Origin of the sequence: Deinococcus depolymerans (assembly GCF_039522025.1) — a bacterium.
GTDB lineage: Bacteria > Deinococcota > Deinococci > Deinococcales > Deinococcaceae > Deinococcus > Deinococcus depolymerans.
In genome coordinates this window covers 152,949-166,572 of record NZ_BAAADB010000011.1, presented here as the reverse complement: position 1 = coordinate 166,572, position 13,624 = coordinate 152,949, and the positions used below count along the sequence as shown (strand labels likewise).

Sequence of the window (13,624 nt, the reverse complement as noted above, 5' to 3'; positions counted from 1 at the left end):
CTGGGCGTGCGAGGCATAGTCACTTCGCATCAAGGCCCATGAGACCGGGGAATTTCAAGCCCCTGCCTCCTGGGCCTTCGTGCTGGTCGCTGTTCTCTCGCCCGTGGAAACTCTTGATCCGAGCGGATGCGACTCGTAGAGCTGCTCCGCAGAGGAGGAGCAAACCGGGTTCCGGACGTGGAGTCGGCAATCCGGTGAAGTTCCGGATTGCAGGCGAAACAAACGGAACCCGCTGGGAGCCTGACACTACAGATGAGAATGCCCCCGACGGGGCATTCTTGAGCTGTCATGACACAAGAACAGCACACCGACGGGGACGCCTCCACTCTATTCCACCGCATCTTCGCCCTCCTCCGAACTGCTCCATGGTCGGATCAGCGACATGCCCGAACGTTCGCCTGGATGGTCGCCGGTCTCCTCCTGAGCTGCGTCCCTCACCCAGCCGCGTGGTGCTCCTTTCGTGGTCTCCCGAGCTCGATACGCGCAGAGTCATGAACGACGATTCCTGCGCGCCCTGACGTCCTCCAGCGTCCCCTGGCGCGCGGTCTACCAACACCTCATGCAGGTCGCACTGCGTGACTGGGGTGATGCGCGCATCACCCTCGCCCTGGACACCACCCTCCTGTTCAAACGCTGGTGCGTGATCTGCGTCTCCCTCGTCTACCGGGGGCGTGCCATACCGTTGTCCTGGCGCGTCATCCGTCATGGTAGTTCGACGGTGGGGAATCAGGAAATCTACCCTGTGCTCGCCAGCGTCCAGTGCCTGCTCGTCCACTTGCCACAGGTCGAAGAGGTCTGCATCTGTGCAGACCGGGGCTTCCTTGATCACACGTTGATGGGCGACTTCACCACCTTCGGATGGCAGTGGATGATTCGCGGCAAAGGTCCCATCCACCTCTTTGATCAGGACGGAACGTCCTTGGGGCAATTTCAGTCACAGCTCAGTCACCACGGTCAGTTGATCGTGCGGCATGGGGTGTACGTCACGGGGCAGAGGTACGGGCCCGTGAACATCGCGGCAGTGCGGCCTTTTGGACAACGTGATCCTTGGTTCATCGTGAGTAGTCAGCCCTGTCACACGCGAACATTCGCGGAGTATCACCAACGTACTCAGGTCGAGGAAGGATTCCTCGACCTGAAGAGCGGGGTCTTCAACCTCGAGGACACGCGCCTGAATCAGGCGCACCAACTGGAGAAACTCTGGTGCGTGCTGGGCATGGCGTACCTGATGGCCTTGAGCGAGGGAACGGCCGTCACGGAGCAAGGGAAACGGCGGGAGGTCGATCCACACTGGGCACGGGGCTTGAGTTATGCGCAGCTGGGATTGCGCGCCATTCGCCAGGCCTTGACACGTCGAACACCAGTCCTGGAGAGGCTGCGCCTCTCCCAGGCCAGTGACCCTGAACCGTCACGTCGTCGACGATCGCCGATCGGCTGGAACGTCATTCAGGGTTTCTCATGACTTATGTCAGGCTCCCAGCGGAACCCGTATGATACGGACTCCGATTGAATGGGCTGCAAAGCCCTTTCAATCCGAGCGAAGCGAGTGGAAGAAAAACGGGTTCCGGACGTGGAGCCGGCAATCCGGTGAAGTTCCGGATTGTCGGCGAAACAAACGGAATCCGTATGAGACGGGCAGGACGGGCTGGAGCGGCGCCGCAGAGAATGGAGGCATCGGAAGAAAAGACTTCCGATGCCTCCATTCGGAGAACGGCCCTACGCCTCCCTCACCGTCCGACGAGCAGGGTCCAGATGGCGGGGTTGGCGACCCAGCCGTACCAGATGTTGGGCAGGAGGCCCAGGGCAGTCACGCCGACCACGCCGAGCGCCACCGCCAGGGTGGTGGGGGCACGCTGCCCGAGGCCGTACTCGCGGGCGGGGGTGCGGTCGGGCATGAACATCAGCGCGGCGGGGCGCAGGTAGTACACCAGCGCGGCGACGCTGGTGAGCGCCGCGAGGACACTGAGCCACTCGTAGCCGTTCTGGAAGGCCGCCTGGAACACCAGGTACTTGCCGAAGAATCCCGCGAAGGGTGGCAGGCCGGCCAGCGAGGCGAGGCACACGGCGAGCGCGACCGCATAGGCCGGGTGGCGGTAGTACAGGCCGCGCATGTCGGTGATGCTGAAGCCTTCCTCACTGCGTTGCAGGGCGGCGACGATGGCGAGCGCGGCGGCGGTCATCAGGGTGTACACCAGCAGGTAGTACGCCAGCGCCGCGCCGCCCGCCTGGGGCGTGCCGAGCAGCGCCATGGCCAGGAAGCCGGTGTGCGCGACGGCCGAGTACGCCAGCATGCGTTTGAAGTTCATCTGGCGCAGCGCGGCGAGGTTCCCGACGATCAGGGTCGCGGCGATCAGGACCTGCAGGACGGAGTGCCAGCCGGGCGCGCCGTTCAGCGCGCCGGAAAAGACGCGCAGCATCCCGGCGAACGCGGCGACCTTCACGACGGTGCTCAGGAACAGGCTGACGCTGGTGGGCGCGCCGCCGTACACGTCCGGCGTCCACTGGTGGAAGGGGGCCAGCGCGACCTTGAACGCGAAGCCGCACAGCAGCAGCAGCGCCCCGCCGACCAGGATGCCGGTGTTCTCGGGTGTCAGGACGCTGGCCTTCTCGGAGATCGCGGCGTACTTCAGGCTGCCGGTCGCGCCGTACACGAAGGCGATGCCGTAGATCAGGACGGCGCTGCCGGCCGCGCCGAGCAGGAAGTACTTCAGGCCGCTTTCCTCGGCGCGGCGGGAGCCCTGCAGGGTGGCGAGCACGTAGGAGCTGAGGCTCATGATTTCCAGGCCGATCAGCAGGACGATCAGGTCGCCGGAAAAAGCGATCAGCAGGCAGCCGGTCACGGCGTACATGAGCATCGCGTCGAATTCCGGGAAGGACACGCGGGCGCGCCAGGCGGTGTCGAGCGTGACGAGCAGGGTCATGAGGGTGCCGGTCAGGATCACGAAGGCCAGCAGCAGCGCGGCGTTGTCGGCCTGGAGGCTGCCGCCGAACGAGCTGACGCCCCGGTTCCAGAGGGTGCCGAGGCTGATGGCCGAGAGCAGCGTGGCGGCGAGGTTGATGAAGGTCAGGGTGCGGCGGCTGACCCAGAAGCCCAGCAGGGTGCTGGACAGCGCCCCGGCCAGCACGATCAGGACGGGCAGCAGCGGCGTCAGGGTGACTTCGGGTGGCTGGAGCATGTCAGTTGCCTCCCAGGGCGCTCAGGACGGCGCGCACGGCGGGCTGCATGAGGTTCAGGGCGGGTGCGGAGTACACGCCGAACAGGACGGCCACGGCCAGCGGCAGGGTCAGGATCAGCCACTCGGTGTGCACGAGGTCCGGCACGCGGACGGCCCCGGCGGGCCGGGCCTGCCAGAAGGTCGTCTGGAAGGCGGTCAGGGCGTACGCGGCGGCGGCGATGGTGGTGACACCCGCGATGAACGCCAGCCAGGGGAACACCTGGTACGCGCCGAGCAGGATGCTGAACTCCCCGATGAAGCCGGCCATGCCGGGCACGGCGATACTGGCGAACCACAGGGCCATGGTCAGGCCGCCCAGCGCGCCCGCCTGGGTCATGACGCCGCCCACGCGGGTGTCCAGGCTGCCGATGCGTTCCTGCAGCATGCCGACTGCCAGGAACAGCGCGCCGGTGTACAGGTTCTGGAAGGCCAGCAGGTACATCGCGCCGATCACGGCGGTCTCGTTCAGGGAGAACACGCCGAGCGCGACGAAGCCCATGTGGCTCAGGCCGGCGTAGGCCAGCAGGCGTTTCCAGTCTTTCTGGCCGAAGGCGATCCAGGCGGCGTACAGCGCCGTGAACGCAGCCAGACCCATCAGGATGGGGCGCAGTTCCAGGCTGGCGTCCGGGAACAGCGGGATGGCGAAGGTGAACAGGCCGTACCCGCCGACCTTGTACAGGGTGCCCATCACGTCGGGGATGCCGCTGTCGTGGTTCTGCTCGTGGAAGTCCGGCAGCCACGCGTGCATGGGCCACAGCGGCAGCTTGACGGCCATGGCGGCCAGGAAGCCCAGGTACAGCCACGTCTGGGCGCTGCCCTGCACGAGGTTCTGTTTCAGGTCGGTCATGGCGAAGGTGGGGCTGCCGCCGATGTAGCGAACGCCGATGATGCTGACGAGCATCAGCAGGCTGCCGAACAGCGTGTACGCCGCGAATTTCGTGAGGGCTGCCATGCGCCCGGACTTGCCGTAGATGGCCAGCATCAGGAGTGCCGGGATCAGGGCGTCCTCGAAGAACACGTAGAACAGCATCAGGTCCTGCGCGGCGAAGATGCCGATCAGGCCGGTCTCCATGGCGAGGATCAGCGACAGCATCGGACCGGGGTTGGGGATGCGGCGCGCGGCGTACAGGATCGCGATGAACGACATGAACGCCGTGACGAGCGCCAGCGCGAGGCTCACGCCGCCCAGCTGCACGGAGTACGTGATGCCCAGCGGCGGAATCCAGTCCCAGCGGAACAGTTCCGAGCCGCCGCCGCGCCAGATGGCGAGGCCCGCGCCGATCGTCAGGGCGGCAATGAAACCCGCGACCTCGTCCCGGAAGGTTTTCGGCGTGACCAGCAGCAGCAGGCTGCCCAGCAGGGGCAGGAAGATCATGAGGGTGGGGAGCCAGTCGGTGAAGGTCATGCGCCACTTCCAATGGTCTTGAGGGCCCAGTAGCCGATGATGCCGGCCGTGCCGAGCAACATGCTGACGGCGTAGGCGCGCACGAAGCCGCTCTGCCACAGCGTGAACAGCCCGCCGGGACCGCTGGCGTTGCGGGCAATGCCGTTCAGGGCGCCGTCGGTGCCCCGGTCCACGGTGTCCAGCGCACCCGCGACGGCGCGGCTGGGATTGCCGATCACGCCGTCGTACAGCGCGTCGAGGTACAGGCTGTTGCGGCTGAGTTCACCCAGCGGGCCGGTCGCCAGGGCGCTGCGGCGGTGTGCCAGGAATGCCCAGCCCAGGCCCAGCACGCCCGCGAGGACGGCCAGGACCGTGAGCAGCCACTCGGTACTGACGGGGATCTCGTGCGCGTGCAGCGGGATCGCGCGGCCGATGTAGTCGTCGAAGGCATGCTTGCCGCCCAGGAACGTGGGGATGTTCAGGAACCCGGCCAGGGTCGCCAGCGCGGCCAGCACGCCCAGCGGGATCTTCGTGAGGGTGTCCGCCTCGTGCGGGTGGCCGTGTCCGCGGTACGCGCCGCGCCACACCAGGAAGTACCAGCGGCCCATGTAGAACGCGGTGAGCAGCGCCACGCCCAGCCCGATCAGGTACAGCGCCATGTTCTGCTCGTAGGCGGCGGCCAGGATCGCGTCCTTGGAGAAGAAGCCGCTCCAGATCGGAATCCCGGCAATGGCCAGCACGCCCGCCACGGACACCAGGTGCGTGAACGGCATGAACCTGTGCAGGCCGCCCATCTTCCGGACGTCCTGCTCCTCGTGCAGCGCGTGGATCACGGCGCCCGCCGCGAGGAACAGCAGCGCCTTGAAGAACGCGTGCGTCAGCAGGTGGAACACGCCCGCCGAGTACGCGTGCAGACCCACCGCCAGGAACATGTACCCCAGCTGCGACACGGTGGAGTACGCCAGGATCTTCTTGATGTCCGACTGGTTCAGCGCGGACAGCGCGCCGTACAGCGCGGTCAGGCCGCCCACCCACGCGACCCACAGGCTGGCGTTCGGCGCGAGGTCGTACAGGAAGTGGCTGCGCGCCACGAGGTACACGCCGGCCGTGACCATGGTCGCCGCGTGGATCAGCGCCGAGACGGGCGTGGGGCCCGCCATGGCGTCCGGCAGCCAGGTCGTCAGGGGCAGCTGGCCGCTCTTGCCGACCGCGCCGACGAGCAGGAACAGGCAGGCGAGTTCGATGCCCGCCTGCGCGACCTGCGCGCCCTCGACCCGCTCGGCCAGTTCGGGGATGCTGAGGGTGCCGTACAGCTTGAACAGCAGGAACATGCCCAGCATGAACCCCAGGTCCCCGATGCGGTTCATGATGAACGCCTTGCGCGCCGCGTTGGAGTTGCTGACGGCCTCGGCGTCGCTGGCGGCGCGGACCTGCGCGTCACCCGCCTCGCTGTTCCGGCCACTGAACCAGAAGCCGATCAGCAGGTACGACGCCATGCCCACGCCCTCCCAGCCGACGAACATCAGCGGGTACGAGTCGGCGAGGACCAGGATCAGCATCATCGCCACGAAGAAGTTCAGGAACGCGAAGAAACGCGTGAATTTCGGATCGTGACCCATGTACGAGATCGAGTACAGGTGAATCAGGAAGCCCACGCCCGTGATGATCAGAGCCATGAGGGCCGAGAGTTGATCGAGCCAGAAGCCCACCGACAGGTTCGCGTTCAGCGCCATGTTCGGCAGCCACGTCCACAGCACCTCATGGGCGGGCGCACCCTGGTTCAGGTAACGGATGACCGCCACGACGAACGCCGCGCCGACCATCCCGGTCGCCAGCCAGCCCCCGGTCTTGCCGGGGAACAGGCGGGGCAGCACCATCAGGAGCGTGAAGCCCAGCAGCGGCAGCAGGGGCAGCAGGTACAGAGCAGGAAGACTATCCACAGGTTGCCACTCAGCCTTTCAACGCGGCGAGATCGTCCACGTTCGTGGTCTCGCGTTTACGGAAGATCGCGACGATGATCGCCAGCCCGATCGCCACCTCGGCGGCGGCCAGCGTCATCACGATGAACACGGCCGTCTGACCGGTCGGGTCGCCCCAGGAACGCGCGAACGCCACCAGCGCGATGTTCGCGGCGTTCAGCATCAGTTCCACACTCAGGAACACCATGATCGCGGTGCGGCGCGTCAGGACGCCGATCATGCCCAGCGCGAACAGGATGCCCGACAGGCCCAGGTAGAAGGTGGTGGGCACCATCAGGCACGCACCTCCCCTTCACTCATGAGGGCCGGGGCCGCCACGCGCGGCGCCGGCACACGCTCCTCACGCGCGGCCCCCACCGGTTCCTCCAGTTCGTCCGGCACGCCGTCCGGCTGCGGGGCCGGGCGCTGCACGAGCGCCACCGCGCCCACGATCGCCACGAGCAGCAGGATGCTCACCGCCTCGAAGGGCAGCAGGAAGCGCGTCAGGAGGGTCTCCCCCATCACCAGCGCGGACCCGCCGCGCAGCGCCCCGGCCCCCTCGGCCAGCGGGCGCGGGTCTTTATAGGTGAAGGCCAGCACCACGAACGCCCCGGCCAGCAGCGTCCCGCCGATCCCGGCGAGTTCCCGCACGTACGGCACCGGGTCGCGTTCCGTGACCGGCTGGTTCGCGTTCAGGAGCATGATCACGAACAGGAACAGCACCATCACCGCGCCCGCGTACACGATCACCTGCGTCGCCGCCAGGAACGACGCGTTCAACGTGGCGAACAGGCCCGCCACGCACAGCAGCGTGCCCACCAGCCCCAGCGACGCGTGCACCGCGTTCTTCGCGGCAATGGTGATCACGCCGCCCACGATCGCCAGCGCACCCAGCAGGATGAACGCCAGCATCATGCGCGGCCTCCGGCCACGGGGAGTGGGGTGTGGGGAGTAGGCAGTGGGAGGCACACCGGGCGCGGGGCGCGGGGCGCAGGACAACCATCGACTTTCAACCATCGACCATCGACTCTCACGGGTACGTCACTCCTTCCAGTTCCGCGCGGGGCGGCCCTTCGAGCTGGAAGCCCAGCCGGACGGGTTTGCCGCTGCGGGCGGCCTCGCGGCGCTGCGGGAGGCTGCCGGTCACGCCGACCAGCATGTCTTCCTTGGCGTACACGAAATCGCCGGCGCGGTAGTCGGCCATCTCGAACTCGTTGCCCATGACGACCGCGCCGGTCGGGCAGGCTTCCTCGCACATGCCGCAGAAGATGCAGCGCAGCATGTTGATCTCGTACACCTTCGCGTAGCGTTCGCCGGGCGCGGTGGGGTTGGCCGGGTCGTTCTCGGCGGCCTCCACGTAGATGGCGTAGGCGGGGCAGGCGGCGGCGCACAGCGAGCAACCGATGCATTTCTCCAGTCCGGTGCCGGGGTGGCGGGTCAGGACGTGCCGCCCACGGAAACGGGGTTGCAGCGTGGCGCGCTGTTCGGGGTAACTGACGGTCACGGGTTTCTGGAACAGTTTCCCCAGCGTGACGCCCATGCCCCTGGCAATCTCAAGAACGCCCATGGTTGGCTCCTTTGTGGGTGGGAAGCGGGGAGTGGAAAGTGGGCAGTGGGTGGGAGGCAGGCTGCGGCTCCAGCACCGCGCACCCCCGCATCAGTCGCCTCCGGCGCGCACGAGGTCGCGGTCCTCGGGGGAGCGCACGGTGGGCTGGTTCCACAGGACGCGCACGCGGTCACTCATAATCAGCAGGGCCAGCAGTCCGGCGAGGCTCAGGACGCCCAGGAACCACAGGCCACCCGTGCCACGGAACGCCAGGAACGCGGCGGTCATGACGGTGTTCGCCAGGGCCAGCGGGAGCAGCAGTTTCCAGCCGAAACGCATCAGCTGGTCGTAACGGAGCCGGGGCAGGGTGGCGCGCACCCAGATGAACAGGAACAGGAAGAACGCGATCTTCACGATCAGCCAGATCAGCGGCCAGTCGCTGACGCCGGGAATCAGGGCGTTCAGGAACTGCGGGCCCTTCCAGCCGCCGAAGAAGAGGGTGGCCATGACGGCGGACGCGGTGATCATGTTCACGTACTCCGCCATCTGGAACAGCGCCCACTTGATCGCGGAGTACTCGGTGAGGTACCCGGCGACGATCTCCTGCTCGGCTTCCGGCAGGTCGAACGGCGTGCGGTTGGTCTCCGCGAACGAGGAGATGAGAAAGAGCGCGAACCCCAGCGCCTGGAACAGGATCAGCGCGCCGTTCTGCGCCTGCCACGCCACGATCCCGTGGAAGGAGGTGGTCCCGACGATCATCAGCAGGCCCAGCAGGCTCAGGCCCATGCCGAGCTCGTAGCTGATCATCTGCGCGCTTGAACGCAGGCCGCCCAGGATCGGGTACTTGCTGCCCGACGCCCAGCCGCCCAGGAAGATGCCGTACACGCCCATGCTGGTCAGCGCCAGCAGCGCCAGGATGCCGGTGTCGAGGTTGTACACCCAGGGGTTCTCGCCGAAGAGGCTCCCGGCGGGTCCGGCGGGCAGGCCCCCGAAGGCGGTCAGGGCCATGCCGATCGCGATGATGGGTGCCAGGGTGTACACCAGCTTGTCGGCCAGGGTGACGGTCAGATCCTCCTTGAAGATGCTCTTGATGGCGTCGGCGGCGGGTTGCAGCAGGCCCATGGGTCCGACGCGGTTCGGGCCGGGGCGCAGCTGCATGCGGCCCAGCAGGCGCCGCTCGATCAGGGTCATGTACGCGAAGGTGGTCAGCAGGCCCAGGACGACCAGCACGGCCTTGAGCAGCGAGATCAGCAGGGTGGCGATCAGGTCCGGCATCAGTCGTCCCCTCCGGCGCGGGCGGGCGGCGTGGCGGGCGTCACGGGCAGTTGCCAGTCGCTCTGCACGAGTTCCTCGATGCGGTCCACCCAGGTGAGCCGCCGGGCGTGCATGCGCTCCGTCCAGAGTTTCGGCGTGTGCGGCGCGGCGGGACCCGCGTAGGTCTGGTGGAAGGTGTGCAGCGCGCCGCGTGCGGGCAGGTCGCTCAGGTTCAGGCCCACCCGGTCGGCCAGCAGCGCCTGCGCGCCGCGCAGCCCGCGCGCGGGGGCCTTCACGCCCAGCGCCTCGGCCAGGGCGGTCAGGGTACGGATCAGGTCGGCGGCCTCGCCGCTCTGGATGGCGGCCGGGTGCAGGGGCAGCAGGCGACCCTCGAGGTTCTGCACGGTGCCGCGCTTCTCGTAGTTCGTGACGGCGGGCAGGACCACGTCCGCGAGGCGGGCGGTGGCCGTCAGGTGGGTGTCGTGCACGACCGTGAAGCCCGCGGCGCGCACGCCGGGGTCCAGGCGGCTGATGAACGCCGCCGCGGCCTCCTGCGCCCGCGAGACCGGCAGGCCGCCCGAGCGCGGCACGAGGTTCAGGGCCGCGAGCCCCCGGCTGTTCGCGGCGGCTGGAATGGCGATGACCTTCGCGCCGGTGCGGGCGGCGAGGTCCGACAGGTTCGCGCTGAACGACCCGCTCGCGCCGTTCAGGACGTCTGCGCCCAGGATGATCACGGGACGCTCGGCCCCCTCCAGCAGGGCCAGGACGGCCCGGAGTTCATCGGTGTCCGGGTGGGTCAGGCGTGCCAGGGCGCCCCTGCCGTTCGCGCCGACGCGGTGTCCGGCGTGCGCCCACAGGCGGCTCTCCTGGCCGATCACGGCCAGCCGCTCGGGCCGGCGGGCGGGGCGTTCCACGAGGCGCAGGTCCGCGATGGCCGTGCCGTGCGCGAACTCGGGCGGGATCAGGCCGCCGCGCAGCATCTCCAGAATCCGCAGTTCCAGCACGGGCGCTTCCTCGCCCAGGTCCGCGCCGATCACCACGACGGCGTCGGCGGTCGCCACGTCCGTCAGGGTCGCCTGCGGCGCCGTCACGCTCACCTCGTAGCGGGGGGCGTGATCCACGCTGCGGGCACCCGTCGCGGCCGCCAGGGCCTCCAGCGCCGCGCCTTCCTCCAGCGTGCTGTCCGCGCCCAGGTACAGCGCCACGTCCGCCGTGCGCATGCCCGAGAAGCCGCGCTTCATGGCGTCGATCGCGGCGTCCCAGGTGGCCGGGACCAGTTGCCCGTCCTCGTCGCGGATCAGGGGGGTGGTCAGGCGCTCCTCGCTGGCGAACACGTGCCCGAAACGGCCCGCGTCGCAGATCCACGCCTCGTTCACGTCGCGGTTCTCGCCCGCCACGATGCGTTCCAGGCGGCCGTTGCGGGCGTCCACCGTGATGCTGCACCCGACCGGGCACAGCGTGCAGGTGGTCGGCGTATGGTCGTACTCCCAGTTGCGGCCCCGGAAGCGCGCCACGTTGTCCAGCAGCGCCCCCACCGGGCAGATGTCCGTGATGTTCCCGGAGAAGCCCGTGGGCAGCCCGCCCTCCTGCGTGTCGATGAAGGTATGCCCGCCCCGCTCGATGAAGTCCAGCACCTCCTGGCCCGGCACCTCCTCGAAGTACCGCACGCACCGCTTGCAGTGAATGCAGCGCTCCTGATCCAGGATCACGAACTCGGACAGCGGGTAGTGCTTATCGGCGTGCCGCCGGTCGAAGCCGAAGCGGCTCGCGCCGTACCCGTACTCGAACGCGCGGTCCTGCAACTCGCACGCGCCGCCCTTGTCGCAGGTGGGGCAGTCCAGCGGGTGGTTCAGCAGCGTGAACTCCATCATGCCCGCCTGCGCCTTCGCCACGACCTCCGATGTCTTCGCGGTGCGGATGTGCATGCCCTCGGTCGCCTGCATGGTGCAGGACGCCATGGGTTTGGGGAACCAGAAGATCTTCGGCGTGGCCGCGTCCCCCTCCCCTTCCATCACGAACGACCCGTCCGGGTTCTTGCGGGGCGAGCCGGACTCCACGAGGCACATGCGGCACGCGCCCACCGGCGAGAGGTACTTGTGCGCGCAGAAGTACGGCACGTCCCCGCCCGACTGGAACACTGCGTCGATCGCGCTGGTGCCCGCCGGGAGTTCGACTTCGATTCCATCCACGTGAACTTTCACAGGGCCTCCCTTCGGTCGGCGCAGAAGGCTGAAGGCTGAAGGCCAGGGATCAAATCCGTCGTCATCTGCGCCATCTGCCTTCTGCCGTATGCCATCTGCCCGTTCATGCGTCCCTCCAGCGCCGCCGCGCCGGGTACAGCGGCTGCTGCGTCGTGGCCAGGGCGTCGTATTCCTCGCGGAAGTGTTTGATGGAGCTCAGGACCGGGCCGAGGCAGGCGTCGGCCAGCGCGCAGAAGGAGCGGCCGCCGATGTTGTCGCTCATGTCCAGGATGAGCTGCACGTCGCCGGGCTGGCCGCGTCCGGTGACGAGTTTCTGGTACATGCGGGTCATCCAGGAGCTGATGCCCTCGCGGCAGGGCGTGCACTTGCCGCAGGATTCGTGGCCGTAGAAGCGCACGAGGTTCCAGGTGGCGTTCACGATGCAGTCCGCCTTCGGGATCAGCGTGACGCCGCCGGTACCGAGCATGCTGCCGGCGGCGGCAATCGCCTCGTAGTCCATGGGCGTGTCGAGAATGGCGTCGGTCCAGGGCAGCATGGGGCAGCTGCTCCCGCCGGGGATGATGGCCTTCATCTCCTCGAGGGGGCCGCCCGCCCAGTCGTAGATGAGTTCGCGGAAGGTGGTGCCCAGCGGCAGTTCGTACACGCCGGGCCGCGCGACCGGGCCGGAGATCTGGAAGAGTTTCATGCCCTTGCTCTTCTCGGTGCCCATGCCCGCGTGCCAGTCCGCGCCGTAGCGCAGGATCTGCGTGGCGGCGCAGAACGTCTCGACGTTGTTGATGGTGGTCGGCAGGCCGTACAGGCCCGCCGCTGCCGGGAAGGGGGGTTTGAGGCGCGGGTTGGCGCGCAGGCCCTCCAGCGAGTTCATCAGCGCGGTTTCCTCGCCGCAGATGTACGCCCCGGCGCCCCGGTGCACGTACAGCTGGAAGTCGAAGCCGCTGCCCAGGATGTTCTGCCCCAGCAGTCCCGCCTCGCGTGCCTCGTGGATGGCCGCCCAGAGGCGTTCGGCGGCGTGCACGTACTCCCCGCGGATGTAGATGTACCCCACCGAGGCGCGCATGGCAAAGGCGGCGATGATCATGCCCTCGATCAGCTGGTGCGGGTCCTCCGAGAGCAGGTAACGGTCCTTGAAGGAACCGGGTTCGGACTCGTCCGCGTTGCAGATGACGTAGTGCGGCCTGCCGTCGTTCAGCGGCATGAACGACCACTTCAGGCCCGTCGCGAAGCCCGCCCCGCCGCGCCCGCGCAGCCCGGACTTCTTCACTTCCTCGATCACGGCGTCCGGGCCCATCGCGAAGGCACGTTTGACCGGCTCGTACCCGCCGTTGCGGCGGTAGTAGTCGAGCGTCCAGCTCTCTGCCTGCCCGACGTGCGCGTACAGCGTCGGCGCGAACCGTGGATCCTTGGCGCTCGTGATCGGCTTCGGGGGGGTGGGGGCCGTGGCGGTCACGCCTCACCCCCCGGGAGGCGGTGCAGGCCCGTCACGCTCGCCCCGACCGCCTGCCCGGTCGCCAGCACCTGCCGTCCGTCCGCGCCCACCGTCACCGGCACCGGGTTGTCCGGCAGCGGCTGCAGGTCGTTTCGCAGCGACGCCAGAATCCGCGCGCACTTCGACGGCCCCACGTTCTCGTAGTACCCGTCGTCGTTGATCTGCATCATCGGCGCGGTGCCGCACGAGCCCAGGCACTCGACCTTCTGCACGCTGAACCGCCCGTCCGCGCTGACCTCGCCCGGCTGCACGTCCAGCGTCTCCACGAGGTGATCCCACAGCTCGTCCGACCCGGCCAGCGCGCACATCAGCGTGCTGCACACCTGCAGGTGGTATTTGCCCGTGGGGAGCGTGTGGTACGTGGAGTAGAAGCTCATCACCGAACGCACCTCGGTCGCCGTCGTGCCGCACAATGCGGCGATCTCGGCCATGCGAGATTCGGACACGAACCCCTCGGCGTCCTGCACCTCACGCAGCAGCGGCATCAGCGCCGAGCGGCGGCCCTGCGGCGAATCCGGGTAACGGCTGAAGATATCCGCCACCAGTGGTTGTTTCTCAGCGAAGTAACTCAAATTGGCTG

11 protein-coding genes are annotated in these 13,624 nt (G+C 68.1%); 1 reads left to right on the top strand and 10 read right to left on the bottom strand.

Annotated elements, in window-relative coordinates; translation table 11 throughout:
- The first annotated feature begins 559 nt into the window (after positions 1-559).
- The gene (locus tag ABDZ66_RS07160) at positions 560-1,462 is read left to right on the top strand and encodes a transposase (protein WP_343757375.1); all 903 of its coding nucleotides are present in this window, start codon (positions 560-562) and stop codon (positions 1,460-1,462) included.
- Between the two features lie 265 nt (positions 1,463-1,727).
- On the opposite strand, the gene ABDZ66_RS07155 is transcribed toward ABDZ66_RS07160, so the two are convergent.
- The 10 genes from ABDZ66_RS07155 to nuoE all read right to left on the bottom strand — a co-directional run bounded on the left by ABDZ66_RS07155 (position 1,728) and on the right by nuoE (position 13,616).
- Entirely contained in the window at positions 1,728-3,176 is a 1,449-nt protein-coding gene (locus tag ABDZ66_RS07155; RefSeq protein WP_343757374.1) for an NADH-quinone oxidoreductase subunit N, read from the bottom strand.
- Position 3,177: 1 nt separating this feature from the next.
- Positions 3,178-4,620, bottom strand: a complete 1,443-nt coding sequence (locus ABDZ66_RS07150; protein WP_343757373.1) for an NADH-quinone oxidoreductase subunit M — start codon at positions 4,618-4,620, stop codon at positions 3,178-3,180.
- Positions 4,617-6,539 (bottom strand): NADH-quinone oxidoreductase subunit L, encoded by a 1,923-nt coding sequence (nuoL, locus tag ABDZ66_RS07145; protein ID WP_343757372.1) that lies wholly within the window; start codon positions 6,537-6,539, stop codon positions 4,617-4,619. Before nuoL ends, ABDZ66_RS07150 begins: the two co-directional genes overlap by 4 nt.
- Before the next feature lie 10 nt (positions 6,540-6,549).
- The gene (gene nuoK, locus ABDZ66_RS07140; protein WP_343757371.1) at positions 6,550-6,852 is read right to left on the bottom strand and encodes an NADH-quinone oxidoreductase subunit NuoK; all 303 of its coding nucleotides are present in this window, start codon (positions 6,850-6,852) and stop codon (positions 6,550-6,552) included.
- A complete protein-coding gene (locus ABDZ66_RS07135) occupies positions 6,852-7,472 on the bottom strand; it encodes an NADH-quinone oxidoreductase subunit J (RefSeq protein ID WP_343757370.1) in 621 nt (206 codons plus the stop codon). Before ABDZ66_RS07135 ends, nuoK begins: the two co-directional genes overlap by 1 nt.
- 115 nt (positions 7,473-7,587) lie before the next feature.
- Positions 7,588-8,124: an NADH-quinone oxidoreductase subunit NuoI gene (gene nuoI / locus ABDZ66_RS07130; protein WP_343757369.1), complete on the bottom strand. Its 537-nt coding sequence runs from the start codon at positions 8,122-8,124 to the stop codon at positions 7,588-7,590.
- 90 nt (positions 8,125-8,214) lie between these two features.
- The gene (gene nuoH, locus ABDZ66_RS07125; RefSeq protein WP_343757368.1) at positions 8,215-9,378 is read right to left on the bottom strand and encodes an NADH-quinone oxidoreductase subunit NuoH; all 1,164 of its coding nucleotides are present in this window, start codon (positions 9,376-9,378) and stop codon (positions 8,215-8,217) included.
- Complete coding sequence (nuoG, locus tag ABDZ66_RS07120) at positions 9,378-11,558, bottom strand: NADH-quinone oxidoreductase subunit NuoG (protein WP_343757367.1); 2,181 nt, start codon at positions 11,556-11,558, stop codon at positions 9,378-9,380. Before nuoG ends, nuoH begins: the two co-directional genes overlap by 1 nt.
- 103 nt (positions 11,559-11,661) lie before the next feature.
- Complete coding sequence (nuoF, locus tag ABDZ66_RS07115; protein WP_343757366.1) at positions 11,662-13,005, bottom strand: NADH-quinone oxidoreductase subunit NuoF; 1,344 nt, start codon at positions 13,003-13,005, stop codon at positions 11,662-11,664.
- On the bottom strand, positions 13,002-13,616 hold the full coding sequence (nuoE, locus tag ABDZ66_RS07110) for an NADH-quinone oxidoreductase subunit NuoE (protein WP_343757365.1): 615 nt from the start codon (positions 13,614-13,616) through the stop codon (positions 13,002-13,004). The genes nuoF and nuoE overlap by 4 nt, the downstream gene beginning before the upstream one ends.
- Positions 13,617-13,624: the final 8 nt, after the last annotated feature.

Coding starts and splice junctions, on each gene's coding strand:
- ABDZ66_RS07160 (WP_343757375.1), top strand. CDS start 560: ATGCAGGTCGCACTGCGTGACTGGGGTGATGCGCGCATCACCCTCGCC.
- ABDZ66_RS07155 (WP_343757374.1), bottom strand. CDS start 3,176: ATGCTCCAGCCACCCGAAGTCACCCTGACGCCGCTGCTGCCCGTCCTG.
- ABDZ66_RS07150 (WP_343757373.1), bottom strand. CDS start 4,620: ATGACCTTCACCGACTGGCTCCCCACCCTCATGATCTTCCTGCCCCTG.
- nuoK (WP_343757371.1), bottom strand. CDS start 6,852: ATGGTGCCCACCACCTTCTACCTGGGCCTGTCGGGCATCCTGTTCGCG.
- ABDZ66_RS07135 (WP_343757370.1), bottom strand. CDS start 7,472: ATGATGCTGGCGTTCATCCTGCTGGGTGCGCTGGCGATCGTGGGCGGC.
- nuoI (WP_343757369.1), bottom strand. CDS start 8,124: ATGGGCGTTCTTGAGATTGCCAGGGGCATGGGCGTCACGCTGGGGAAA.
- nuoH (WP_343757368.1), bottom strand. CDS start 9,378: ATGCCGGACCTGATCGCCACCCTGCTGATCTCGCTGCTCAAGGCCGTG.